Source organism: Streptomyces sp. NBC_01622, from assembly GCF_045209635.1.
Taxonomy (GTDB): Bacteria; Actinomycetota; Actinomycetes; order Streptomycetales; family Streptomycetaceae; genus Streptomyces.
The window spans coordinates 10752176-10777064 of sequence record NZ_CP109293.1; the positions used below are offsets into that span (position 1 = coordinate 10752176).

The following is a 24889-nucleotide window of genomic DNA, read 5'->3' on the forward strand; positions in this document are numbered from 1 at the left end:
GGACGCACGCGCCATGCGAATCGGACTCGGCGTCGTCTCCAACACCCGCTGCAACGCCCGGAGTTACGACGTCCGCCTGGAACTCCACGGTTTCCGCGACAGCGCCCCGCACACCTGCTTCATGGACCGAGGCGATCGCCCTGCCCCCTGCACCTGCACCGACGCGGTCGCATCCAGCCGGGGCGCCGACGCTTCCGCCACCTCCCTCCGCGAGCACCGCCCGATCCGCGTGGCGGAAGTGCACCGGTGACGGTCGGAGGTCGTGGAGGAAGCAGCTCCTCAAGGACGCGGCCCGATGCGCCGCGCGAAAGTCACTCCGCTACCCGCTCTCCTTTTACCCGGAAGGCTCCTGACGTGAGCGCTCCTGTCCTGTGCCACACCCCTGTGCGTCGCCTCGCCACAGTTCTGACCGCCTCGGCGTCGGCCCTGGCACTCACCGCGTGCGGTGCCATCGACGGCATCGGGGGAGGCGGCAGCTCCGCATCGCCCAAGAAGGGCGACGACATCACGGTGGGGCTGCTACTGCCCGACAAGGACACCGCGCGCTTCGAGAGTTTCGACCACCCCGTCATCAAGAAGGAGGTCGCCGCTCTCACGCACGGCAAGGGCAAGGTCGTCTACGCCAACGCCGAGGCCAGCCAGGACAAGCAGAGCCGGCAGTTCCAGCAGATGGTGGACCAGAAGGTCGACGTCATCCTGGTGGACGCGCTGGACGCCAAGGCCATCGCCCCGGACGTCCAGAAGGCCAAGGACGCGGGCATCCCCGTCATCGCCTACGACCGGCTCGCCCAGGGCCCGATCGACGCCTACGTCTCGCACGACAACGAACTCGTCGGCGAGATCCAGGCCCGCGCCCTCATCGACGCGCTCGGCAGCAAGGCGGCAACCAGCAAGATCGTCATGATGAACGGCGACCCTGCGGACACGAACTACGCCAAGTACAAACAGGGCGCCCTCAGCGAACTGGAGAACAAGGTCCGGATAGCCAAGGAGTACGACACCACCGGGTGGTCGCCGAAGGTCGCCAAGGCGAACATGAAGAAGGCGATCCAGGCGGTCGGCCTCGACAACATCGCCGCCGTCTACGCGGCCAACGACGGCCTGGCGGGCGCCGTCATCGACGCGCTCAAAGAGGCGGGCGCCACCACGATCCCGCCGGTGACCGGCCAGGACGCGAACCTGGACGCGGTGCAGCGGATCGTCTCCGGCGAGCAGTACATGACCGCGTACAAGCCGTTCCTGGAGGAGGCCACCCGCGCCGCGGAGATGGCGGTGTACAAAGTCCAGGGCCGCGACATCCAGTTCGACGCGCTGACCCGGGACACGGTCGACAGCCCCACCGAGAAGAAGATCCCCGCGATGCTGGTGCCGGTCGTCTCCCTCACCAAGGACAACATCAAGGACACGGTGATCGCGGACGGCGTCTACTCCGTCAAGGACATCTGCACCTCGAAGTACGCGACGGCCTGCGCCGCGATCGGCCTGCGTGGTTGAGCACCGTTCGCGCGACGCAGCACCGCGCGCCGCCTAGTAGCTGTCGTAGCTGGGCTTGCCGTTCGGCCGGTATACGCCGACGACGGTGCCGCCCTTCGTCGTCGAGACGCTGACCGGTTCCAGCGCGGTGGGGATCGCGCCGTCGGCGAACAGCCGTTTGCCGGTGCCGATGATCACCGGATGGATGGTCAGCCGGTACTCGTCGACGAGGCCGTGCCGCATGAGGGTCTGGGCGAGGTCGCCGCTGCCGACGACGTTGATGGGGCCGCCGTCGGACGCCTTCAGCTCACGTACGGCATCGACGGTGTCGCCCTCCAGCAGCGTGGAGTTCTGCCACTCGACGGACGTCAGGGTCCGGGACGCCACGTACTTGTGCATGCCGTTCATCCGGTCGGTGAACGGGTTGCCGGGATCGGCGGTCGGCCAGTATGACGCGAAGATCTCGTACGTCTTGCGGCCGAGCAGCATCGCGTCGGAATTCTCGTACCAACCGCCGATGGCCGCGCCGACCTCCTCGTCGTCCACCGGTTTCTGCCAGCCGCCGTGCTCGAAGCCGCTCTCCGCGTCCTCGTCCGGACCGCCCGGCGCCTGCATGACGCCGTCCAGCGTCAGAAACGTGCAAACGATGATCTCGCGCATGGTGCGCTCCTTTCGTCGACAGGTAGACCGCACGACCGCCGGAAACTCATCGGCGACACGTCCGGCGTGAGGCGGCGGCGGTCCTCGCTATCGGATGTCGTGGTCGGGGTGGGCCCGGTCGTACTCCTCCCGTGCCTCGGCGATGACGGTGCGATGGGTGAGGGACCAGTCGGCGAGTGCTTTGACCAGGTGGGTCAGGCCGGCGCCGGTCTCGGTCAGGCGGTAGTCGACCTGGGCCGGGACGGTCGGGTACACGGTGCGCAGGACGAGTCCGTCGCGCTCCAGCCTGCGCACGGTGAGGGTGAGCATGCGCTGGGAGATGCCCTCGATCGCGCGCTGCAGTGCGCGGAACCGGCGTGGCCCGCCGGCGAGTTCGACGATCACGAGTACCGACCACTTGTCCCCGATGCGGTCCAGGACGTCGCGGATCCCGCAGTCCGGGTGGTCCGCCTGCCCGCAGGGGTCGAGGTCGGCGGGTGCGGCGGTTACCTCGGTGTGCGTGGGTGACATCGAAGTGCCTCCTTGTGGCCGGTGCGCGGGCGGATCAGGATCAAGCGTAGTTACCGAAGAGAACCACTACGGAAGACCGTGACTGACATGATCTTGGTGACCGGAGCGAACGGGAACCTCGGCTCGGCCACTCTCGCGGAGCTGCGCACGCGCGGTGTGAACGCCACGGGCGGCAGCCGTACCCCGAGCGAAGGGTTGCGGCGGCTCGATTTCGACGACCACTCGGGCATGGATCTTGCCGGTGTGTCGACCCTGGTGCTGATCTCCGCCGGCTATGCCGAGGACGACCAGGTCATCGGGCGGCACGCGGCCGTCCTGGATGCCGCGGTCCGGGACGGCGTCCGGCATGTCGTCTACACGAGCCTGACCGGAGCCGGCGACCATCTCGGTTTCGCACTGGCGCACCGCGCGACCGAACGGCTCGTGCGCGCCTGCGGCCTGCCGTGGACGATCCTGCGCAACGGTCTCTACGCCGAACTCTTCGGCGGCCTGATGATGTGGGCCGAGGACGGGGTGGAGTCCGCGTTCGGCGACGGCGCCCTGGCCGCGGTCGCCCGTGCGGACCTCGCCGAGGCCGCGGCGATCGTCGCGGCGGATCCGACACGACACAGCGGGCGCACCTACGATCTGACCGGCACGCCTATCACGGCAGCACACGTGGCCGACCGGCTCGGAGTCCCGCACCGCGCCATCGGCATCGGCGAGTACCGGCGCAGGCTGCTCGACGAGATGCCGGAACTGCTGCCCTTCCAACCGCCCATGCTCACCTCGATCGCGACCGGCATCCGGCACGGCTTCCTGGCCGGCACCGGCCCCGATCTCGCCGACCTCCTCGGCCACCCCGTCCGCGACCCCCTGGCTGCGGCCGTCGCAACCGCGGCTGCCACGAAACCGCAGGCAGCCGCATAACGACAGGCAACACGCACCCGCGACGGCACGGGTCCTCCCGGCGATCGTCCTGATCACTCACCGTCCGGACGCCCAAGCCACCATCAGCGGGAACTCCGCCCGCCACAACGCGTCTCCGTGCGACGCGGGCCGTTCGCTCAGCACGACATCCTCGCCCGCATCACGCAGTGCGTCCGCCCACCGGGTCGCGTCTCGCGACTCTGCGGGGTGCGATGGACCTCGCTGCCGCTACTGCGGCGGTGAGTGTGGTGACGGGCGATGCGACCACGGACACCGCTCGGATACTCGGCGAGCTGCCGGGCAGCGAGCCGGTGGTCGTGTTCACCGCCTCGCTGCTCAGTTGTCCCACCCGGCCAGGCAGGCAGCGCCTTCGTCGCCCAGCTTCAAGAAGCCGCCCGCCGGCGCCCGTTGGCATGGGTCTTCGCAGAGGCCCCCGGCCTGCTGGCGAGCACCGCGCTCGGCCTCCCCGCTCTGCACGGCCCCCTCGCTCGGCGCAACTCCAGGTACCTGGTCGGAGTCAGCCTGCGCGGTGTCTCCAGCCCGTGATTCCACTGATGACTTCCCATGGGTTCCGACGGACTGACGACGAGGGCGGCCGGTCGGCCGAGGTGACGTTGGTCGGTCAGCCTGGTGTCGGGCTCAGCGGGGCGTCCGTGCGCACGAATCCGTGGCTTCGTTCCACCTTCGCCACATGCAGCGTGTAGGTCTGATACCACTGGGCCTGCCCGCGATTCTGCGCCGCGCGATGGTCGACTTCGGTCCGCCACACCTTGAGCGCGTCGGCATCACGGAAGTAGCTGACGGTGATGCCCAGACCGCCAGGAGTCTGCGCGTGGTCCATCCCCAGGTAGCCGGGGACGTTCTTCACCAGCTCTTCCAAGTGTGTGCTGGTCCCGCTGTAGTCGCTCTGGTCCTGGGTGCGCACCGTGGTGAAGACGGCCGCGTAGTAAGGGGTTTCATGGGCCTCGACGGGCACGGCGGACGCTTCCGGGTGATTGCTGAGGGCGTCATCGCGAGGCGGGGTGCGCCGCCGCGCGTCCACCTCTATTTCGATCTTCATCCGCGGGTCCGAGAGACCGCACACGAGCATCGTGGCGGCGGGCCGGACGTCGCCGAAGCAGCGGCGCAGGACCGGCCAGCAGGGTTCGAAGTCCTCGCGGTCGGGCAGCAGGTAGCGCACGCGCACCACGTCGGCGAAGGTGCACTCCGCCTCGGCCAGTGCGGCCCCGATGTTGCGCAGGCACTGCTCGGCCTGTTCCACGACGTCGTCGGAGATCGTCATGGTGGCGTAGTCGAACCCGGTCGTCCCGGACACATGCACCCGGTCGCCGTCGACCACGGCACGGGCGTAGCCGATCCGCTCCTCGAAGGCCGAGCCGCTGAGGATCGCGCGTCGCTCTGTCATGCGCCGAACGCTAAATGTCCGTCACCGATACGTCTAATACGGCCACTTGCATGGTCTGATATCTCTGCGCGTATGGAACGCCCCGAACTTCCCCTGCCGCAGCTGCACGCCTTCGTCGTGCTCGCGGAGGAACTCCACTTCGGCCACGCGGCCGCCCGCCTGGGCATCGCACAGCCGCCGCTGAGTCAGCAGATCCGCCGCCTGGAGGACAAGGTCGGCCACGAGCTGTTCACCCGCACCCCAGGGCATGTCGCCCTGACCCCGGCCGGCAGCGAACTGCTGCCCGCCGCCCGGCGGGCACTCACCGGCCTCGCCGACGGCCTGGCCGCGGCCCGGGCCGTCGGCAGCGGCCGGGCCGGCCGGCTGCGGATCGGCTTCGCCGCTTCCCTCGCGCTGACGATCCTGCCCGGCCTGCTACGCACCTTCCGTGACCGGTTCCCCGGCGTGCACCTGGACATCCACGAGATGACCACCGCTCCACAGCTCGCCGCCCTGCACGACAAGACCATCGACATCGGTCTACTGCGGGAACCCCCCACCGACGAGACAGAGCTCGGTTTCAGCACGGTACTCAGCGAGCCTTTCGTGGCCCTGCTGCCTGCCACCCATCCGCTGGCCGCCCAACGGACCGTCCAGCTCGCGCAGTTGGCGGACTCGCCCTTCGTGCTGCTGCCCCGCACGGTCGGCCCGACCCTGCACGACCAGATCATCGGCCTGTGCACCGCAGCAGGGTTCGCACCGCGGATAATCCAGCACGCGGTGGAGTGGCAGACCGTCTGCGCCCTCGTCGAGACCGGTCTGGGAGTCTCCCTGGCCCCGGCGAGCATCCGCCGTATCCGCCTCAAAGGCGTCGCCTTCCGCAGGATCGAACCCGGCAACGCCCGCACCCGAGTGGCCGTCGCCTGGCGCAAGAACGACCACAATCCCCTGGTCGCGCACCTGCTGGCGACCGTCGGACAAGATCCGCCGGACAGCCCCCGGCGGTCGGGACGGTGAGACGGTACTCTCCGGACGGTGTTCCGACTCGGGTGACGGGATCATGTTCCCTGTCCGGATCACGCGGGCAGCTCGCGGGGCGCTGCCGCTGGTCGTACGTCCCTCTTATGGTTCCGTAAGCCGGAGCCATTACACTCGCCTCCCCTGACCGCTCACGCGTGCGCGGTCGGCTCCCGCTGCCGCGGGCATTCATTCATCGGGGGAGATCGATGCGGGATCCAGGGCAATCCGGGCCGGACGTCGGCACGGCTTTCGAACGGCTCCTGTGCCGGGCGCTGGATTCCGGGCGGGTCAGGGAGGCGCTGGGCCGCTCCTGCGGGAAGCTCGACCGTGAGTGCCTGCGTACGCGCGCACTCCGGGAGCGCGCCGCGATCGCCGAGGCGGCCGCGGCCGAGTACCGCGAGTACGTGGAGGCCGGCGGCCGCCAGGACGCCCGTGGAGACGCCGCCTCTCCGCCCGCGCCCGGGAAGCGGGGCGGCGGCTGGCTGATGGCCGTACTCGCCTTCGTGGCCGTCGTCGCGGTCGCGTTGCTGGCGCTCGGATTCGCGCTGCGCGCCTTTGTCGGGCGGCCCTACGTCGGCGACGGCGTGATGACGGCGGGACTGATCGTCGGCGCCGTGGCCGCCGGGGCGATCGTGGGCGACCTCGCCTGGTCCTGGAAGGCACCGGCCCCCGACCGCCCGGGCGCGGACGACGCGTCGTCCGGCGAGGGAGCGGCCGAGGACGGCTGGCTACAGGAGGAGTGGGAACTCGCCCTGCTGGAATGGGGGTTGGTGCCGTTTCTGCTCGACTGCATCGAGGAGCCGGGACTGCTCGAACAGGACAACCGGCCCGCGCGCTGACTGGTACGGGCCGGCCGGTGCGTCAGGGGCTTGTGGCGCTGGACGGGTTCGTCGCCGGTGTGTCCGCCGAGCTGTGGTCGGGGGAGAACAGCGCCACGCCGACCAGCACCGCCCCGAGGAAGATCAGCACGGCGGCGACGGTGCCCACCGTCCGCGATGTTCGCGAGGTCTGCGACCGGCGTCCGGCGGTGGCACGGACCCCCTCGCGCGGCCGGCGCCGCGTTCGATGGGCCGGAGCGGTAGTGCTGGTGGAGGTCGGGAAGGCGTACGTGGTCACGGAACCGGAAGCCGTGTTCGTCCTGGGCTCGCCGACCGTCTCCCGGGGGGTCGCACGTGGCGTCGGCCGGGGAGGCGGTGCGGCTGCGGGGAGGGGCTCGGGATGTCCTTTCCAGGCGCCGCCGGCGAACCAGTTGGCCGCCTGCCCCGCCGTGGGGCGGTCCTCGGGCCGCTTGGCGAGGAGCCCGAGCAGGTAGTTCTCGAAGGCGGGCGGCAGGCCGACGCCCAGCTCCCGTGGTGGTACGGGGGCCGTGTCGAGGTGGTGATGGAGTACGGCGATGGCGCTGCCGGCGCGGAACGGCGGCTGTCCGACGAGGAGTTGGTAGAGCACACAGCCGAGCGAGTAGACGTCGGACGGTGGTCCGGCGGGCTGGCCGAGGGCACGCTCGGGGGCGATGTACAGGCTCGTCCCGACGATCTGGCCGGTCGCGGTGAGCGCGCCACCGGGGTCGTTCATGAACTGCGCGATCCCGAAGTCGGCGATCTTCACGGACCCGTCGGCGTCGAGGAGAAGGTTTCCGGGCTTGATGTCCCGGTGCACGATGCCCTGTTCGTGTGCGGCGGCCATCCCGGCGGCCGAGTGGGCGGCGATGCGGGCCACCTGCTCGGCCGGAAGGGATCCAGCCCGGGCGAGCAGATGGGAGAGGCTGTCGCCCTGGACCAGTTCCATCACCAGGAACAGCCGGCCCTCCTGCTCGCCGAAGTCGAGGACGCCGACCACATGGGGGTGGCTGAGCCGGCCCGCCGTCTGTGCCTCCAGACGGAAGCGGGCGGCGGCGGTGGGTTCGGAGTTCTGGGCGTGCAGGAGTTTGACGGCCACGGGTCTGCCGCCCACCTCGTCGTACGCCTGCCAGACCTCGCCCATCGCGCCGCGTCCGATGGCGACGTGCAGCCGGTACCGGCCCGCTATCAGCACCTGTTGTTTCATCCTCACGCAGTGAGACCGACTCGACCGCTGCGGCCCATGTCCCTTTGCAGGAACGGGTGTTGGTGGGGAGGCCGCGGCTTCCCCACCCTACTGGCGGGTCGGGGGTGTTCGCCCACGATCGGGGATCGGCGGTCGGACCGATCGGGCCGGGCCGGGTGTCAGTGGCGGCTGGCAGGATGCACTCCATGACCACAGCCACCGCGGCCGACTACGGCTGGATACGTTCCGCGACCTCACCGTTCCGCTATGCGCTGGAGAGCGGGTACACCCTGACTCTGGTGCGGGGAGTCTCCCCCGCGGAACTGCTCGCCCTGGCGGGAGCCGAGCCGAGAGGCGTGTGCGAAGGGCTCGACGAACTGATCGAGGAACATCAAGCGCTCCTCGAGGAAGCCGACGACGGGGACGGTCCCTATGTCCTCGCGGGAGCGTGCGCCGTCCCGGGTGAGGAAGGCGATTGGACCCTCGCCCTGGCCCTCGGCGGGGATTCGTGGCCGCCCGGCTTCATGGAAGCCCTCTCGGCCGGCACCCGTGCTGTCTCCCATTCGAGCAATGGCGGGAAGCCCATGCACTTCTTCCACTGGTACGAGAACGGGGAGTTGCGCACCGAGTTCGAATGGCCCCCGGTCAGAAGCGGCAGCACCCCGGACGAGCTCAATAACCTGATCTGTGAGGTGGGCCTGGGCCTCACGGACGAAGACGCGTCTCGTGTCGATCGCAAAGCGGCGGTGTTCGCACTGGCCGAGCGACTCACCGGAGTCCGGGTGACCGCGGAACTGCTGGCGCTGGCCGAATACCGGACGGCCGCGGTTCCCGAGGAGCCCGCCGAGGAGTGGACGAGTATCACCGTCGACATTACTGATGCGTACGGCGTGCGGACCTACGCGCATATCGAAAATGATGGCTGATAAGGTCTGGATTTATGGGCGGAAATATATATGTGGGAAATGCGGGCAAGGACGCGCCACTGGACAGCGGATGGCTCCTCGGTCATTTCAAGGACGCCGACGACCCTCGCCATACCGACGCCGTAGAGGTCAAGTGGGGAATCCATCCACGGGGTGACGAACGGCTGGAGTGGGTGAGAGGTGACGAGCGGACTGCTCTTCTGGTGCTCGTCAGCGGCCGGTTCCGGGTGGAATTCCCGGAGCGCAGTGTTCTTCTGGAGAAGCAGGGGGATTATGTCGTGTGGGGTCCCGGAGTCGACCATTCCTGGTTCGCTGAAGAGGAATCCGTGTTGGTTACGGTTCGGTGGCCGTCCGTATCCGGTTATGCGGTGACACGGGAATAGCGAAGAGGAATGGCCGGCATCCGGGGTTCGTCAGGTGGCGGGCTCGGGGGCCGGGTTGCCGTAGTAGGCGTCGGGGCCGTGTTTGCGGGTGTAGTGGCGGGCCAGGAGGTGCGGGGGAGGCGGGGCGGTGGGGGAGAGCGCCAGGGTCTGGATGGCCATCTCGGCCACCGCCTCGCAGATGATGGCGTGTTCCAGCGACTTGCGGGCGGTGGCGCCCCAGGTGAAGGGACCGTGGTTGGCGACGAGGGCGGCCGGGACCTCGGCCGCCCTCCGGTCGTCGCTCTCCAGCAGGTCGACGATCACCCGGCCGGTGTTGTACTCGTAGTCCTTCGCGCACTGGTCGGCGGTGAGGTCCGGGGTGCAGGGGACTGGCCCGTTGAAGGTGTCGGCGTGGGTGGTGCCCAGGACCGGGATGTCACGGCGGGCCTGGGCGAAGGCCACCGCGTGGGTGGAGTGGGTGTGGGTGACCCCGCCGATGGAGGGGAAGGCGAGGTAGAGGCAGCGGTGGGTCTCGGTGTCCGTGGAGGGACGCAGGCCGCCGCCGACGACCTTGCCGTCGGACAGCCGGACGGTCACCAGGTGGTCGAGGGCGAGGTCCTCGTAGGGGACCCCCGAGGGCTTGATGACGAACACCCCGGCCTCGCGGTCGACGCCGCTCACATTGCCCCAGGTCAGCGTCGCCAGCCCGACCTGGGGGATGGTCAGGTTGGCGTCCAGTACCTCTTGCCGCAGGCCGTCACGGACTCGTGCGGTCATCGGTGTCTCCTTGCAGAGGGATCAGGAACATGGGGGTCAGAGGGCCTGGGCGAGCCGGTGGTAGGCGGCGTTCCAGCGGATCTCCTTGGTGAACTGCCCGGTGCTGGTGGTCTCGTCGATGGTGAGCAGTTCCACGCCGGTCATGGCGGCGTAGTCGGTGAGGGTCTCGGTGTCGACGGCGGAGCTGAGGACGGTGTGGTGCGGGGCACCGGCGAGCAGCCAGCTCTCGGCGGACTCCGCGAGCGAGGGGCGCGGCTTCCACACGGCCCGGGCGACGGGGAGGCGGTGCAGGGGCTCGCTGGGGGTGACGACGTCGACCGTGTTGGCGGTCAGCCGGAAGCGGTCGCCGAGATCGGAGAGGCCTACGACGACGGCGGGGCCGGGGGCCGCGTTGAAGACGAGCCGGACCGGGTCCTCACGGCCGCCGATGGACAGCGGATGGATCTCGCAGCTGGGGCGGTCGGCGGCGATCGAGGGGCAGACCTCCAGCATGTGGGCGCCGAGGATGCGCGGGGTGCCGGGGCCCAGGTGGTAGGTGTAGTCCTCCATGAAGGAGGTGCCGCCGGGCCGGCCGGTGCCCATGACCTTCATCGTGCGCAGCAGCGCGGAGGTCTTCCAGTCGCCCTCGCCGCCGAAGCCGTAGCCGTCGGCCATCAGGCGCTGGACGGCGAGGCCGGGCAACTGGCGCAGCCCGCCCAGGTCTTCGAAGTTGGTGGTGAAGGCGGTGAAGCCGCCCTCGGTGAGGAAGGCGCGCAGACCGATCTCCTGGCGGGCCGCGTAGAGCAGGGAGTCGTGGCGGATGCCGCCGGGGCGCAGGGCCGGCACGACGTCGTACAACTCGACGTATTCGGCGGCGAGTTGGGCGGCCTCCTTGTCCTCGACCTGATCCACGACGGCCACCAGGTCGTTGACCGCGTAGGTGTTCACCGAGTACCCGAACCGGAGTTGGGCCTCGACCTTGTCACCCTCGGTCACGGCGACGTCGCGCATGTTGTCGCCGAAGCGGGCCAGCCGCAGGGTGCGCGAGGCATGACGCCCGACGGCGGCCCGTGCCCAGGCCGCGACGCGCTTGACCACCCTGGGGTCGGTGGCGTGACCGGCGACGATCTTGCGGTCGATGCCGAGGCGGGACTCGATGTGCCCGAACTCCCGGTCGCCGTGCGCGGCCTGGTTGAGGTTCATGAAGTCCATGTCGATGCTGGGCCAGGGCAGCGACAGGTTGTACTGGGTGTGCAGATGCAGCAACGGCCGGTCCAGGGCGCTGAGTCCGGCGATCCACATCTTGGCCGGTGAGAAGGTGTGCATCCACACGATCACGCCCACGCAGGTGTCGGAGGCGCTCGCCTCCTGGCACAGCCGGCGGATCGCGTCGGCGTCCGTGAGGACCGGCTTCCACACGATCCGGACCGGGATCTTCCCGGGCCCGCCGAGGATTTCGGCGATGCTGCGGGACTGCTCGGCGACCTGGTGCAGGATGTCGTCGCCGTACAGGCCCTGGCTGCCGGTGAGAAACCAGATCTCCTGGTCCGGATAGGGAGTGGTGCTGGTGTCCATGAGGGTTCCTTTCAAAGGGAGTTGACCACCGGGCGAGGCGCGGCGTTCAGGCGGAGGCCTCGGTGCGGAGGCGGCGCAGACGGTGCATGACCTCGTTGGCGCCACGGCCGAAGTAGTCGTGCAGCAGGCGGTATTCGGCGTACAGCCGGTCGTAGGCGGCGGCCCGCTCGGGGTCGGGCTGATAGACGGCGGGGCGGGCCTTGCCCATGGCGTGGGCGGCGGCCCGGATGTCCGCATGCGCGCCGGCCGCGACCGCCGCGTGCATCGCCGCACCGAGCGCGGGACCCTGCGCCGAGTCGATGACACCGAGGGGCAGGCGGGTGACGTCGGCGTAGATCTGCATCAGCAGCGGGTTCTTCATCAGGCCGCCCGCGACGACCAGTTCACGGACCGGCACTCCGGAGGTGTCGAACGCCTCGATGATGGTGCGGGTGCCGAAGGCGGTGGCCTCCAGCAGCGCCCGGTAGACGTCCTCGGGACGGGTGGACAGCGTCAGGCCCACCACGACACCGCTGAGGTCGTGGTCGACGAGCACGGAGCGGTTGCCGCTCTGCCAGTCCAGCGCGATCAACCCGTGTTCGCCCACCCGCTGTTCGGCGGCCAGAGCGGTGAGGTGCTCGTGCGGATCGCGGCCGAGCGCGACGGCCTCCTCGGCGTACGAGGCCGGGAACCCGGTGCGCACGAACCAGCCGAAGATGTCCCCGACGCCGCTCTGTCCGGCCTCGTAGCCCCACAGCCCCGGCAGGATGCCGCCCTGGACGACCCCGCACATGCCCGGCACTTCGGCCCACTGGTCGCTGCTCATGACATGGCAGGTGGAGGTGCCCATGATGGCGACCATCCGGCCGGGTTCGACGGCGGTGGCGGCCGGGGCGGTCACATGCGCGTCGACGTTCCCGACGCACACGGCGATGCCCTCGGGCAGGCCCGTCCACGCCGCCGCCTCGGCCGTCAACCCCCCGGCCCGGGCGCCGAGTTGGCCGATCGGCTGGTCCAGCTTGTCGATGACGAAGCCGGCGAAGTCGGGGTTCAGCGCGGCCAGGTAGTCGCTGGAGGGGTAACTCCCGTCCTGCAGCTGGCCCTTGTACCCGGCGGTGCACGCGTTGCGGACGTAGCTGCCGGACAGCCGCCAGACGATCCAGTCGGCGGCCTCGATCCAGCGCTCGGTCAACTCGTAGAGCTCGGGGTCCTCTTCGAGCAGCTGGAGGGCCTTGGCGAACTCCCACTCCGAGGAGATCTTCCCGCCGTACCGCTGGAGCCAGGGTTCCTTGCGCGCGTCGGCCAGTGCGGTGATGCGGTCCGCCTGGGCCTGTGCGGCGTGGTGGCGCCAGAGTTTGACGTAGGCGTGCGGGCGGCCCGCGAACTCCGGCAGTTCGCACAGAGGCGTGCCGTCGGCGAGGGCCGGGAGGACCGTGCAGGCGGTGAAGTCCGTGCCGATACCCACGACTTGCTCCGGTCGCACGCCCGAACGGGCCAGCGCCTCGGGTACGGCGATGCGCAGCACGTCGATGTAGTCGGCGGGGACCTGGAGCGCCCAGTCGGGCGGCAGCGGGGTGCCGTCGGGGAGCTGCCGGTCGAGGACGGCGTGGGTGTACGGGTGCTCGGCGGCGGCCAGTTCGGCGCCGTCGGCGACCCGGACCACCACGGCCCGCCCCGACAGCGTGCCGTAGTCGACTCCGATGACGTAGGTGTCGAGGTTCGCGCGGTCCTCGTGCGGTGCGTTCACAACCGGCCGTCCTTCTGCTGATCGGTGATTCGGTGTGCCCTGTCGGGCCTGGCCGATGGAGACCAGGCCCTGTCCCAGGCGGGGCCTACTGGACGAGCTTCCAGTCCTGCGAGCCGTCTGTGAGCGCGGTCTGCAGGGTGAGTTGCGCTCCGGCGGTCGCGCCGGTCAGGTACAGGCTCGTGTTCTTGACGGACTGCAGTGTGTAGAACCCGTCGCTGGTCTTGACGAGGTTCCAGCTGCCGGTGCTGCTGTTGTCGACCCACTGGCCGATCTTCTGGCCTGCCGTGGCGTTGCCCGTCCAGATGGCGGCCGCCCTGCCGCCGGACTTGTTGAGCAGGGTCGTACCGCCCTGCGGTTCGGTCACCACGTGCCAGTACTGGGTGTCCGGGTCGGCCGCCGCGCCGGCGTCCTCCAGGACCACGTCGGGCACGTTCCCGTTGCCGAGGTTGGCGTCGTTGGTCCTGTTGCCGGTGCCGATCACCTGGCCGGTCCTGCGGTTCACCAGCCGGTAGTAGGCGCCGTCGGAGTCCCCGAGGTCGACCTCGGCGTAGGCGATCGTGGACGTGCCCTGGTTGTTGAGGATCGCGACGCGGCCGGTGCCGTCGACGTACTGGAGGTTGCGGCTGTAGCCGGCCGGAGAGGTCGTCTGGTACTCCGTCCACACTCCGTCGCTGCGCCCGCTCTCGTTGACCCAGACGTCGCCGCTGCTCGACGCGTTGTACACCAGGCGTCCGTCGGGGAGCCGGATGACGACCGGGCTGCCGCCGCCCGGGAGCGCGCGGGAACCCGCGACGACGGGCAGCGAGCCGACGGACATGCCGGTCTGGGTGCCGCGGAAGAACTTCAGCGGGTCGTCGGCGATCGCGTACCGGGTGTTGGCCCCGCCGCCCCAGTACTCGAACGTCAGCATCCACCGGCCGTCCGTCGTGGGGACGACATTGGTCATGCCCGGCCGTCCGCCACCGATCTCCGTCTTGCCGCCACCCATGTCCTGGACGGCACCGGAGATGTCGACGACCGGGTTGCTCCACTTCCCGTCGCTGCCGTCCCAGGTCTTGTGGACGAGGATCTGACCGTGCGAGTCGGCGGCGGTGTCATTGGCGGGGTCGAGAGTCGGGACACCGGTGACCGGGTCGAAGCCCGCGTAGTCGTTCTCGTCGGAGTAGTAGCAGACGAGCTTGCCCTTGTAGACCATCAGGTACGGCTCCCACAGGGGGTCGACCTGCTTGTCCGTGTTGGCGCTCGCGATGTTCCGGCCGATGGCGCCCGCGCTGCCGCCCTGCCACCCACCGGTGGCGATGACGTTGACCACCTTCCAGGTCTTGCCGTCGTCACCACTCGCATACAGGGCGATCGCCAGGTCCTTGCGGTCCCCGTCGTTGTTCGGCGTCCAGTTGGGGTCGGCCGCCTTCTGCTCCTTGTAGTAGTAGTCGTCGCCCGACACGACACTCGCCAGGAGCAGCGTGCCCTTCTTGAGGCTGCCGACCTTCTGCGGGAGGACGTAGAGGTAGGGGTTGGTCCAGTTGCTCGTGTACTTCGCGTACCGGGGATCCTTGGAGAGGTACGCCGGAGCCTTGACCTCCGACAGCGGCTGCCAGCTCGTGCCCTGGTCGTCGCTCTTGTAGACCGGGAGGGTCTGCCCGTCGGCGCTGCCCGACGCCGTCACGACCGTCGACTTCTCGAAGGACGCGACGAGCCGGCCGCTCGGCAGCTCCGCCGACTTCGGATAGATCGCGCAGTTGCCGCGCCCCTTCAGACACGCCTCGCTGCCGAGCTGGTAGAGAGTGCCGCCCGTCGGGTTGTACGCCTGCGCACTGACCATGGGTATGGCAAGGATCGCGGATGTAGCGGCAAAGGTTCCGAGGGCTCGTCCAAGCCGTCTTCTCTGCATGGCCCCTCCTCAGGGGAGTTGGATCACGATCGGTTGGCTGGTTCGGAGACGAGGACGCGTACGTCCCAGGCGCCGAGGTTCAGGGCCGAGCCGGCGGCTACTGCATCGCCGGTCAGGGCGTCGGTGAGGTCCGCCGGGGCGGGGACGCTCGCGGGCTCCCAGCTCCAGTTGTGGACGATGTGGACACGGCGGCCGTCGGGTGCGGTCCCGGTGGTCGCGGTGACGGTCGGGGGAAGGTGGTCCCAGCCGCTGGTCGCGGCCGGGGACAGCCACTCGGCCAGCGCCCGGGCGAGGTCACGGTCCGGCGCCGTGCCGACGCAGGTGATCCGGCCCGCGCCGTGCGTGCGGGTGGTCACCGCGGGCCAGCGGCCGTAGTGCGGGTGCTCGTAGGCGGCGAGGACCTCGGCGTCGACGGCCGTGAGGCCCTCGATCCAGCGCGTGGCACGGGCGTTGGCGGGCACCTCGAACGAGCCGCCGGGCACCGCGCGGACCGGCACGTCCTGCGTGAGGTTGCCGAACTCGTCGTACCGGACGCCCGCCGCCGCGACGAGCCGTCCGGGCGCGGGCTCGTGGCGGGCCCGTGCCTCTTGGTCGGCGTAGCCGGTGCGCGGACCGAGGACCAGGTGGCCGCCGGCGTGGGCGTACGCCTCCAGCCAGTCGAGCGTGGAGTCGTCGACGACATACAGGGCCGGGGCGACGAGGACCGGGTGGCGTCGTACCGCCTCCTGCGGTGTCATCCCGTCCCGCTCGCCGCGCGGATCGTGCAGCTGACGGGCGTGCACGATGCGCACCTGGCGGCCCGCGTCGAAGGCGCCGCGGTAGAAGGGGTCGAAGAACCGGTGGTAGGCGGCGGCGTCCGGCTCGCCGTCGGCGTTCGCGAGCGGCGGGTACTTCTGCATCAGCCACTTGCTCGGCATCGAGTAGACCATCGTGATGTCCGCGTCCGGTTCGAGACCGGCGACGAGCGGGCCCGCGGTGTCGAACTCCGCGCCGAGACGGGCGATTTCGGCATACGTACGGCCGGGCAGGCCGCTGTGCGGGAGGACTCCGCCCCAGTAGGTCTCCGCGCCGAAACGCAGGGTCTGCCACTGCCAGTACTCGATCATGCGGGCCCCGCGCGCGACATGCGCCCAGGCCGCCTGGCGCCACTGGCCGTCGTAGCCGGGCCGGTTGTCCCACGCGAAGCCGATGCTCTGGGCGTTGGTCTCGGTGACGAGGAACGGCTCCTGGCGCGAGGAGAACATCCAGTCGGCGGTCTGGTACATCGACCACACTCCGGTGGTCTTCCACTGCTGTTCGTGGTCGTCGGGGGTGGGGTCGGGAAGGAGGAGGCCGTCCTGCATGTCGTAGTACGGGTTGCCGGAGGCGATGTCGAGGCGGTCCGACAGCTCGTCGTCCTCAACTCCCTTACGGGTGTACGAGATGCAGGTGGTGACGAACTGGCCGGGCTGCGCGTACTCGCGGACGAGGTCGGCCTGCCAGCCGATGAACTCGGTGACCTGGCGGGCCTGGAACTCCCGCCAGGCGACGTCGTATTGGGGCTGTTCGTTGCCGTCCGGGGTCCACAGGTCGGCCCAGGTGGACAGGCGGTGGGACCAATAGACCAGTCCCCATTCGCGGTTGAGGGTCTCGACGTCGCCGTACTTCTCCCGCAGATGGTCCACGAAGCGCTGGAAGACACCGTTGTTGTGGAGGAGGTGCAGGCCCGGCTCGTTGTCCACCTGCCAGCCGATGACCGCCGGATGGTCGGCGTACCGGGCCACGATCTTGCGGATGAGCCGCTCGGCGTGGAAACGGAACGCGGGGTGGGTGAAGTCGATTTCCTGGCGGGCACCCCAGCCGAGCCGCTGCCCGGTGGCGTACTCGGCGGTGATCTCCGGGTACAGGCGGACCAGCCACTGGGGGGCGGCGTAGGTCGGGGTGCCGAGGACGACGGAGATGCCCCGCTCGTGGGCGCCGTCCAACACCGGCTGCAGCCAGTCGAGTTCGAACTGGCCGCTCGTAGGTTCCCAGGTCGACCAGACGGACTCGCCGACCCGGATCACGGTGAAGTGCGCCTCGGCCATCAGATCCAGGTCGGTCTTGAGCTGTTCGTCGGGCCGCGCGGTGGAGCCGTAGGCGGGCGTGTACTCGTGGTAGTACGCGGCACCGAACAGGACACGGGCAGGCAGAGCCGCCATGGGGGGAAACCTCCGGGGAAACGGGAAGTGGTACGAGGGACGCGGATGCGCGCTACTGCTTGACGCCGCCGGACGCCAGGCCGCTCTGCCAGTACCGCTGGAGCATCAGGAACGCCACGACCAGCGGGACGATCGAGATCAGGGAGCCGGTCACCACCAGCGCGAGCATGTCGCTGCTGGAGCCCGCCCCGCCGTTCTGGGCCTGCGCGGCCCAGGAGGAGAGGCCGACGGTGACCGGGTACAGGTTCGGGTTGTTGAGCATGATCAGCGGCAGGAAGTAGTTGTTCCAGGTCGCCACCAGCGTGAACAGCAGGACGGTCACCAGACCGGGACCGAGCAGCCTGAGCACGATCCGGAAGAAGATCCGCGCCTCGCCGGCGCCGTCGATCCGGGCGGCCTCCAGGATGCTGTCGGGGACGGCGTCCTCGGCGTACACCCGCATCAGGTAGAGGCCGAACGGGTTGACCAGGGACGGCAGGATGACGGACCAAGGGGTGTTGACCAGGCCCGCCTTGGCGAACAGCAGATAGGTCGGGATCGCCAGCGCGGTGGCCGGGACCATCACGGCGCCCACGACGAGGTTGAAGGCCACCCGGTCGCCGCGGAAGCGGAACTTGGCGAACCCGTAGCCGCCGGCCGCCGCGAGCAGTGCGGCGCCGACCGAGCTGACACCCGCGTACATGACCGTGTTGAGCAGCCAGTGCACGAAGACGCCGTCGTCCTGGGTGAAGGTGGCCTTGACGTTCGTCAGCAGCTGGGGGGCGTGCGAGAACCACAGGCCGAAGGTGTTGAAGAGGTCCTGGGTGCTCTTGGTCGAGGCGACCAGCAGCCACAGTAGCGGCAGCAGGAAGTACGCCAGGACGGCCAGCATGGCGATCGTCAGCGGGGTGCTGTGGCGCTTCCTGCGCCGCTTGCCCGCGCCGGCTGGAACCCGCTTCGCGGGCGGAGCGAGCTCGGCCGTGGGAAGGGTGGTCGTCATGAGGTCCTCCTGCGGTTGGCGGTGAGCAGGACGGCGTAGGAGACGATCACGATGACGAGGCCGAGGAGGAAGGACACCGTGGCCGCGTAGTTGACCTGCTGTCCGGTGAACGCGAGCGTGTAGGCGTAGAGGTTGGCGGTGTAGGAACTGCTGATCACGTCCGGGGCGATGCTCATCAACAGCTTCGGCTCGTTGAAGAGTTGGAAGCTGCCGATCACCGAGAACAGCAGGGTGAGCATCAACGCGGGCCGCAGGGCGGGCAGTTTGATGGACCAGGCGATGCGCCAGGCGCCCGCCCCGTCCATCGCGGCGGCCTCGTACAGCTCCTCGGGGATGGTGCGCAGCGCGGCGTACAGGATGATCATGTTGTAGCCGACGAACTCCCAGGTCACGATGTTCGACAGACTCCCGAGCATCCAGCCGTCGCTGAGGAAGGCCGGGGCCGGCAGATGCAGATCGTGGCTCAGCTGGGCGAACGGGCCGAAGTCCGGTCCGTACAGATAGCCCCACATGAGCGCGGCGACCACGCTCGGCACGGCGTACGGGACGAAGATGCCGAGCCGGATCACCTTGGCGAACCGCAGCAGCCCGCTGTCGAGCGCGAGCGCGAACAGCAGCGCCAGCAGCAGCATCAACGGGACCTGGATCACGAAGAACAGGGCGACGCGCACGACACCGTGGATGAGCTGGGGGTCGCCCAGGGCCCGGACGTAGTTGTCGAGGCCGACGAACGCCGTTCCGCCGATGAGCCGTTCCTGGAAGAGGCTCAGATAGGCGGCGTAGCCGAGCGGGGCGAGGAAGAGCAGCAGGAACAGCGCCATGAAGGGTGCGACGAACAGTGGCCCTGCCGACCGGCGGCGGCGCGCGCCGCGCCGGCCCTTGGGGGAGGCCGCGGTTGTGGCAGTCATCATCGGGCCTTTCTGAGGGGTGGGGTGTGCCGGGGACCGGGTCCCGCGCCGCCGCGCGGGACCCGGCGCGCTGTCAGGCCGAGTGGACCGTGAAGCCCTGGGTCTTGGCGTACGTGGTCAGCCGCGTCTGCCAACTGCCCAGCGCGCGCACGGTGTTCGTCTTGTCGGCGAGGGACTTGCCGACGGTCTCGGTCCAGTCGGTGGCCGCCTGGTCGAGGAACGGGGGCCACTGGAAAGAGGAGTTGACCGTGGAGCTGATGTCGGCGAAGACCTGGTTGACCTTCTGGCCGCCGTAGAAGGTCGGGGCGTCCGACACGAAGTCGGCCTCCGTGAGCAGGGCCTTGGTCGCCGGGAAGAAGAACTGCTCGGTGGCGAACATCTTGGCACTGGCCGGGTCGGTGTTCAGGAACTGGGCGAACACCGCCGCCTGGATGGGGTTCTTGGTGGAGTGGATGACCGCAGTGGTGGAACCGCCCCAGTTGCCCGAGCTGGGCTTGCTCGCGTCCCACTGCGGGAGCGGGGCCGCGCGCCACTTGCCGGCGGTGGCCTTGGCGGAGCCGGAGAGGAAGACCGGGCCCCAGGCGGCGGTCAGCCAGGTCGCGTACTTGCCCTTGTTGAGGGCCGCGTACCAGGAGTCGGTGAAGTCCGGCTCCACGCCGATGACTCCGTCCTTGGCGAGCCCGCCCCAGTACGCGCCGAGCTTCTGCGAGACGGCGTCGTCCACCCCGATGGTGATGTCGCTCTTGCCGGACAGCGCGTAGGGCTTGGCGCCCGCCTGCCACAACAGGCCGTGCCAGGCGGCCACTTGGTTGGCGGCGAGGTTGGTGAGGTAGACGTCCGGGTCGGCCTTGTGCAGCTTGCGCGCGGCGGCGGCGAACTCGTCCCAGGTGGTGGGGACTTCGATGCCGTGCTTGTCGAAGATGTCCTTGCGGTACAGCATGCCCATCGGGCCGGTGTCCTGCGGGATCGCCCAGATCTGGCCGCCGCTGCCGCTCACCTGACCCCAAGTCCAGTCCACGAAGGTCGACTTGAGGGACGAGGCGCCGTAGGGACGCAGGTCGAGGAGGCTGTCGGTGATGGTGAAGGTCGGGATGGCCTGGTACTCGATCTGCACCATGTCCGGGGCACCGCTGTTCGCCTTGAGCGCGGTGCGCAGCTTGGTGTACTGCGGTGTGCCCTGACCGGCGTTGACGACCTTGACCTTGACGGCCGGGTACTTCTTCTCGAAGAGCGCGACCTCCTTGTCGATGTTCGGGACCCAGGTCCAGAACGTCAGCTCGGTCGGTGTCTTCATGGCCTTGTCGATGTCGGCCTGGCTGACCGGCTTGCTGGACGCGGTCGAGCCGCCGGAGCCGCTGCCGCCGCAGGCGGTGAGGGTGGCTCCGAGCGACAGGGCGCCGGTCGTGGCGAGGAAGCCCCGACGGCTCATCGAGAAGGGGCCGGGCATGGACGAAGAGGTGTTTCTGGGCATGGTGAACTCCCGCCGATGGCGAAGTTGACGGCACGCCTGGCAAGGGCGTGCGGAGACGTGATGGAGGAGGGCGCGGACGCGCCGGCCGAGGAGCGGACGCCGACGGGGTCGGGCACGCGTCCTCGTGGACCGGGCCGACGACTTCTCCGGGTGCGGAGAGGGAGGTCGTGGCCGAGGAAGAAGGTGGTGAACCGGCGACGGAGACGATGGGGGCGAGGCGGCTCGCCGTCTGCCGGTTTCAGGAACGGCCTTGCGTGGCAAGGGCGTTCGGAGGGACGGGGCGTGACCGGGATCTGCGGCTCGTCCTGGGGTCACGCGCCGCCGTGCGCTTGCGCTGTCCGGGCTGACCGGCGTCGTCACTGGTGGGTGGCCGGGCCTCCGTTCGGCGGCGGAGTCCGGTGCGCGCCCCCGCCGGAACGGGCGGCGGTACGTCTGCCGCGAGCCGGGGTCGTCCGGCCGGGCGGTGGCGCGGTCGAGGTACGGATGATGAGGTCGACCGGCGGGGGGCTCGACGGTAAGGGAGCCGCGTTCGGGTTCTCGATGGCGTGCACCAGACGCTTGAGCCCTTCCTGTGCCACGGCGTCGAACGGCTGACGCACGGTGGTCAGCGGAGGAGTCACATAGGCGGCGACCGGGATGTCGTCGAAGCCGACCACACTGACGTCCTCGGGCACCCGCAGCCCGGCCTCCGTCAGCGCGCGGATCAGACCGATCGCCATGTCGTCGTTGGCGGCGAACACCGCCGTGACACCACCGTCCTCGGCCAGTCGGCGTCCCGCCCGGTACCCGGACGCGGCCGACCAGTCGCCCTCGACGGGCGGCGGTACGACCCTGCCGTGCGCGGTCAGGGTGGCCCGCCAGCCGTCGAGACGGTCCCGCGCCGCGTACCAGCGTTGCGGACCCGCGAGGTGATGGACCGTCACATGGCCGAGTTCCAGGAGGTGTTCGGTGGCGGTGTGGGCCATCAGGTCGGCGCCGTCGCCCGCGGTCAGCACGAGCGGCGCGGAGACCGGGGAGGGCGCACCGAGGACGAGGATCGGAACGTTCAGACGCGGGGCGGCACTTCCGTCGTCACCGGGGGTGCCCTCCTCGTCGATCGGCTCGGAGATGACGATGCCGTCCACGCCCTGATCGAGGAGCGAGTCCACGGCACCGGCCATGCCCGCCGGGTCGCCTTCCATCGTGTTGACCACGCGCAGCGCGTAGCCGGTGTCCCGGACGACGCGCTCGACGCCCATGAGAAGCGAGGCCGGACCGTACAGGGCCGTCCCCAGCGTCACCACGCCGATCGAGCGGGTGCGCCCGGAGGCCAGTGCCCGGGCGGCGTTGTTGCGCCGGTAGCCGAGCTCCTCGGCGGCATCGAGGACGCGTCGGCGGACCTCGGCGGAGACGTACTGCTCGTCGTTGAAGACCCGCGAGACCGTCTTCTGCGAGACCCCGGCCAGGCGCGCGACGTCCACGCTGCGCGGAGCAGCGGTGTTCCCGCTCCGCCCTGTCCCTCGCGTCATGGTGTCTCCCGATGGCCGGTTGTCTGCGTCTGGCTGCGCAGTCATGTCTGCGCTGTCATGTCTACGCAGTCATACGGCCGTCGTCAAGAGCCCGGAACGCATCCGTAACTTCGCGCCGGGGAACGCGGTGTCCTTCGCGAAGATCACCCTGGCCAAGAAGGCCAGGAACAAGGAGCGCGCCAAGGAGGCGCATCACAAGCACCACGAGAAGAAGCACCACCGCAAGCACGAGAAGCACGGCAAGTGACGGCTGTGCCGGGGTCCGCCCGTCCGCCTGACATGGACCCCGGCACGCACTGGGACCGGACGGCGGCCGGGGAACACCGCCCGTCTGCTGCTGGAGGTGTCCGCGCTGCTGCCGTTCAAGCTGTTCGTCGCCGTCAACGTCCAGCGCGCCTTCGCTCCCGGCTACCCCAAGGACAAGATCCGCCAGGACGGCTACCACGACATCCAGTTGCCGCTCTCCCAGATGCTGCGGATGGCGAACGCGTACCCCGACGCGGTCGTCCGGATCGTCGACGCCGGTCATGAACTGCCCGTGGAGGAACCGGCCGAACTCACCGTGCTCATCGGGAAGTTCGTGACCGCGCCGACGGCCTGACCCCCGGCCGGCCTCAGGCCGGCCGTACCAGTCCCGCGTCGTACGCGAAGATCACCGCCTGGACCCGGTCCCGGGCGCCGATCTTGGCGAGGATGCGGCTGACGTGGGACTTGACGGTGGACTCGGCGAGGCACAGGCGTTCGGCGATCTCGGTGTTGCTCCAGCCCGCGGCCATGACGGTGAGGACTTCGCGCTCGCGGTCGGTGAGGGTGTCGAGGCGGCGGTCCTGCTCGGGGGTGCGGCCGGGCATCCGGTCGCCGAAGGCGTCGATGAGTTTGCGGGTCAGGCCGGGCGAGATGACCGCGTCCCCGGCGGCCACCGCGCGGATGCCGGCGACGAGTTCCTCGGGCAGCGCGTCCTTGAGGAGGAAACCGCTGGCCCCGGCGCGCAGCGCGGCGTACGCGTATTCGTCGAGGTCGAAGGTGGTCAGGACGAGGACGCGGGAGCGGCCCCCGGACTGCACGATCCGGCGGGTGGCCTCGATGCCGTCCATGCCGGGCATCCGTACGTCCATCAGGACCACGTCGGGGCGGAGTTCGGCCGTCAGCCGGACCGCCTCGACGCCGTGCGTCGCCTCGCCGACGGTGCTCAGGTCGGGGTACTGCTCGATGAGCATGCTGAAGCCGAGGCGTTGCAGGGCCTGGTCGTCGACGATGAGGACGGTGGTCATGCCGGGTGCTTCTCCATGAGGTCGGGGGCGGTCGAGGTGGGCAGGAGGAGGGCGCGGACGGTCCAGCCGCCCCGGGAGTTGGGGCCCGCGGCGACCTGTCCGCCGTAGAGCGAGGCCCGTTCGCGCATGCCGACCAGGCCCTTGCCCTGCTCGTCGGTGTCGGTGGTCAGCTGCGGGCCGGTGTCCTCGACGGTGACGTGCACGGCCTCCGGGCCGGCCGCGACCGTGACCTCGACGGTCGTGTCCGGTGCCGCGTGCTTGAGCGTGTTGGTGAGGGCTTCCTGCACGATGCGGTAGACGGCGAGCTGAAGTCCCTGGGGGAGACAGGTGAGTTCGCCCTTGAGGCGCAAGGTGGCGGCGGGGCCTGCGGCCCGGACCCGCTCCATCAGGGCGCCGAGATCGGCCAGTCCGGGCTGGGGCGCGAACGGGGTGTCGTCGGGTTCGTCGTCGTGGATGACGGCGAGCAGCCTGCGCAGTTCCGCCAGGGCGCCGCGGCCGCTCTCCGCGATGATCCGCAAAGTGTCCGCGCCCCGCTTGGGTTTGCTCTCGGCGAGCCCTGCCGCGCCGCCCGCGAGACCGACGATCACGGCGAGGGTGTGGCCGAGGATGTCGTGCATCTCCCGTGCCACACGGGCGCGTTCACCGGCGGCGGCCAGCCGGGCCCGCTGGTCGCGCTCCACCTCGAGACGGACGGCGTGGTCCTTGAGGGCCTCGATGTAGGCGTTCACGAGTTTTCCGGCCAGCCCCAGCGCGGCCATCGACAGGATGGCGACCACGGCGAGGAAGGCCAGCACCGGGGTACTGGCCGCCTGGTCCGGTCCCCTCAGGCCGTTGAAGAAGACGATCGACACGAACGTCTGCAGGAGGTTGTACACGACGCCGACGGCCAGCTGGCTGGGAGTCCCGAAGCGCCCCAGGTTGAGCAGCGCCACCAGTTGCGTGGCGCTCGAACCCGAGTCCACCCGCAGGGCGAGGCACACTTCGGAGAGGACGACCAGGACGGCGAACACCAGCACCGGCCGCTGCCTCCGCCACAGCAACGGCACGGTGTAGCCCGCGGTCGCCGCCAGCATCAGTACGAACGCGGGGACGGAGTCGTGGGCCGCGCGCACCAGGCCCGGAATCCCGGCCAGTGCGTAACAGGCCGGCACCCCCCACAGCCTGACCCGCGGATGGGCCGTGTCGGTCTGCCGGACCCGCCCCAGCCAGGTGAGCAGCCCGACGACCGCGCGGTACTCGGAGTCGCCCAGCCGGGCCCCTCCCATCAGGCTCTCGGGCATGAAGGACCGGGCCGTCAGCGGTGGTGAGGTCACGGGATACACCCTCCATGGTGCAGGCGGGCCGCCCGCCGGTCCCGG

General features: G+C 69.8%; 23 protein-coding genes and 1 pseudogene. 9 read left to right on the top strand and 15 right to left on the bottom strand.

What is annotated here, in order from left to right; all coding sequences use genetic code 11:
• Positions 1 to 13: 13 nt before the first annotated feature.
• Together OH768_RS49705 and OH768_RS49710 are read left to right on the top strand one after the other, a co-directional pair.
• A complete protein-coding gene (locus tag OH768_RS49705) occupies positions 14 to 250 on the top strand; it encodes a hypothetical protein (RefSeq protein ID WP_406463870.1) in 237 nt (78 codons plus the stop codon).
• A 134-nt stretch (positions 251 to 384) separates the two neighbouring features.
• The gene (locus OH768_RS49710; protein WP_406465755.1) at positions 385 to 1494 is read left to right on the top strand and encodes a sugar ABC transporter substrate-binding protein; all 1110 of its coding nucleotides are present in this window, start codon (positions 385 to 387) and stop codon (positions 1492 to 1494) included.
• A 33-nt stretch (positions 1495 to 1527) separates the two neighbouring features.
• Here OH768_RS49710 and OH768_RS49715 read toward each other — a convergent pair whose 3' ends face one another.
• The gene (locus OH768_RS49715; protein WP_406463872.1) at positions 1528 to 2133 is read right to left on the bottom strand and encodes a dihydrofolate reductase family protein; all 606 of its coding nucleotides are present in this window, start codon (positions 2131 to 2133) and stop codon (positions 1528 to 1530) included.
• An 87-nt stretch (positions 2134 to 2220) separates the two neighbouring features.
• Positions 2221 to 2643: a winged helix-turn-helix transcriptional regulator gene (locus OH768_RS49720; RefSeq protein WP_406463873.1), complete on the bottom strand. Its 423-nt coding sequence runs from the start codon at positions 2641 to 2643 to the stop codon at positions 2221 to 2223.
• Between the two features lie 87 nt (positions 2644 to 2730).
• Here OH768_RS49720 and OH768_RS49725 point away from each other — a divergent pair, with 87 nt between their 5' ends.
• Positions 2731 to 3552 carry an NAD(P)H-binding protein gene (locus OH768_RS49725; protein ID WP_406465756.1) on the top strand — a complete coding sequence of 274 codons (822 nt, stop codon included), beginning with the start codon at positions 2731 to 2733 and terminating at the stop codon, positions 3550 to 3552.
• Positions 3553 to 4174: 622 nt separating this feature from the next.
• On the opposite strand, the gene OH768_RS49730 is transcribed toward OH768_RS49725, so the two are convergent.
• Positions 4175 to 4957: a Rid family hydrolase gene (locus tag OH768_RS49730; protein ID WP_406463874.1), complete on the bottom strand. Its 783-nt coding sequence runs from the start codon at positions 4955 to 4957 to the stop codon at positions 4175 to 4177.
• A gap of 72 nt (positions 4958 to 5029) precedes the next feature.
• Here OH768_RS49730 and OH768_RS49735 point away from each other — a divergent pair, with 72 nt between their 5' ends.
• A complete protein-coding gene (locus OH768_RS49735; RefSeq protein WP_406463875.1) occupies positions 5030 to 5953 on the top strand; it encodes a LysR family transcriptional regulator in 924 nt (307 codons plus the stop codon).
• Between the two features lie 209 nt (positions 5954 to 6162).
• On the top strand, positions 6163 to 6795 hold the full coding sequence (locus OH768_RS49740) for a hypothetical protein (RefSeq protein WP_406463876.1): 633 nt from the start codon (positions 6163 to 6165) through the stop codon (positions 6793 to 6795).
• Between the two features lie 22 nt (positions 6796 to 6817).
• Here OH768_RS49740 and OH768_RS49745 read toward each other — a convergent pair whose 3' ends face one another.
• Positions 6818 to 7987: a serine/threonine-protein kinase gene (locus OH768_RS49745; protein WP_406465757.1), complete on the bottom strand. Its 1170-nt coding sequence runs from the start codon at positions 7985 to 7987 to the stop codon at positions 6818 to 6820.
• 197 nt (positions 7988 to 8184) lie between these two features.
• On the opposite strand from OH768_RS49745, the gene OH768_RS49750 reads away from it, so the two are divergent.
• Together OH768_RS49750 and OH768_RS49755 are read left to right on the top strand one after the other, a co-directional pair.
• Complete coding sequence (locus OH768_RS49750) at positions 8185 to 8904, top strand: DUF6461 domain-containing protein (protein ID WP_406463878.1); 720 nt, start codon at positions 8185 to 8187, stop codon at positions 8902 to 8904.
• A gap of 14 nt (positions 8905 to 8918) precedes the next feature.
• A complete protein-coding gene (locus OH768_RS49755) occupies positions 8919 to 9287 on the top strand; it encodes a signal peptidase I (protein ID WP_406463880.1) in 369 nt (122 codons plus the stop codon).
• Between the two features lie 30 nt (positions 9288 to 9317).
• Here OH768_RS49755 and araD read toward each other — a convergent pair whose 3' ends face one another.
• The 9 genes from araD to OH768_RS49800 form a co-directional block, all read right to left on the bottom strand.
• Complete coding sequence (gene araD, locus OH768_RS49760; RefSeq protein WP_406463881.1) at positions 9318 to 10043, bottom strand: L-ribulose-5-phosphate 4-epimerase AraD; 726 nt, start codon at positions 10041 to 10043, stop codon at positions 9318 to 9320.
• Positions 10044 to 10079: 36 nt separating this feature from the next.
• Positions 10080 to 11597 carry an L-arabinose isomerase gene (gene araA / locus OH768_RS49765; protein WP_406463883.1) on the bottom strand — a complete coding sequence of 506 codons (1518 nt, stop codon included), beginning with the start codon at positions 11595 to 11597 and terminating at the stop codon, positions 10080 to 10082.
• Between the two features lie 46 nt (positions 11598 to 11643).
• Positions 11644 to 13323 (bottom strand): ribulokinase, encoded by a 1680-nt coding sequence (araB, locus tag OH768_RS49770; RefSeq protein ID WP_406463884.1) that lies wholly within the window; start codon positions 13321 to 13323, stop codon positions 11644 to 11646.
• Between the two features lie 85 nt (positions 13324 to 13408).
• Positions 13409 to 15214, bottom strand: coding sequence for an RICIN domain-containing protein (locus tag OH768_RS49775; RefSeq protein WP_406463885.1), 1806 nt, complete (start codon positions 15212 to 15214; stop codon positions 13409 to 13411).
• 23 nt (positions 15215 to 15237) lie between these two features.
• Positions 15238 to 17394 carry a beta-galactosidase gene (locus OH768_RS49780; protein WP_406463886.1) on the bottom strand — a complete coding sequence of 719 codons (2157 nt, stop codon included), beginning with the start codon at positions 17392 to 17394 and terminating at the stop codon, positions 15238 to 15240.
• A gap of 52 nt (positions 17395 to 17446) precedes the next feature.
• Complete coding sequence (locus OH768_RS49785) at positions 17447 to 18373, bottom strand: carbohydrate ABC transporter permease (protein WP_406463887.1); 927 nt, start codon at positions 18371 to 18373, stop codon at positions 17447 to 17449.
• Positions 18370 to 19284: a carbohydrate ABC transporter permease gene (locus OH768_RS49790; protein WP_406463889.1), complete on the bottom strand. Its 915-nt coding sequence runs from the start codon at positions 19282 to 19284 to the stop codon at positions 18370 to 18372. Before OH768_RS49790 ends, OH768_RS49785 begins: the two co-directional genes overlap by 4 nt.
• Before the next feature lie 70 nt (positions 19285 to 19354).
• Positions 19355 to 20752, bottom strand: a complete 1398-nt coding sequence (locus tag OH768_RS49795; protein ID WP_406463891.1) for an ABC transporter substrate-binding protein — start codon at positions 20750 to 20752, stop codon at positions 19355 to 19357.
• Between the two features lie 356 nt (positions 20753 to 21108).
• Positions 21109 to 22260 carry a LacI family DNA-binding transcriptional regulator gene (locus OH768_RS49800; protein WP_406463892.1) on the bottom strand — a complete coding sequence of 384 codons (1152 nt, stop codon included), beginning with the start codon at positions 22258 to 22260 and terminating at the stop codon, positions 21109 to 21111.
• Positions 22261 to 22303: 43 nt separating this feature from the next.
• On the opposite strand from OH768_RS49800, the gene OH768_RS49805 reads away from it, so the two are divergent.
• Both OH768_RS49805 and OH768_RS49810 read left to right on the top strand, forming a co-directional pair.
• Positions 22304 to 22507: a hypothetical protein gene (locus tag OH768_RS49805; protein WP_406463893.1), complete on the top strand. Its 204-nt coding sequence runs from the start codon at positions 22304 to 22306 to the stop codon at positions 22505 to 22507.
• Positions 22508 to 22591: 84 nt separating this feature from the next.
• Positions 22592 to 22861: pseudogene (locus tag OH768_RS49810) on the top strand (alpha/beta fold hydrolase); the annotation flags it as partial.
• Positions 22862 to 22874: 13 nt separating this feature from the next.
• Here the strand turns inward: OH768_RS49810 and OH768_RS49815 are convergent.
• Entirely contained in the window at positions 22875 to 23531 is a 657-nt protein-coding gene (locus OH768_RS49815) for a response regulator (protein ID WP_406463895.1), read from the bottom strand.
• Positions 23528 to 24844: a sensor histidine kinase gene (locus OH768_RS49820; RefSeq protein WP_406463897.1), complete on the bottom strand. Its 1317-nt coding sequence runs from the start codon at positions 24842 to 24844 to the stop codon at positions 23528 to 23530. Before OH768_RS49820 ends, OH768_RS49815 begins: the two co-directional genes overlap by 4 nt.
• Positions 24845 to 24889 lie beyond the last annotated feature (45 nt).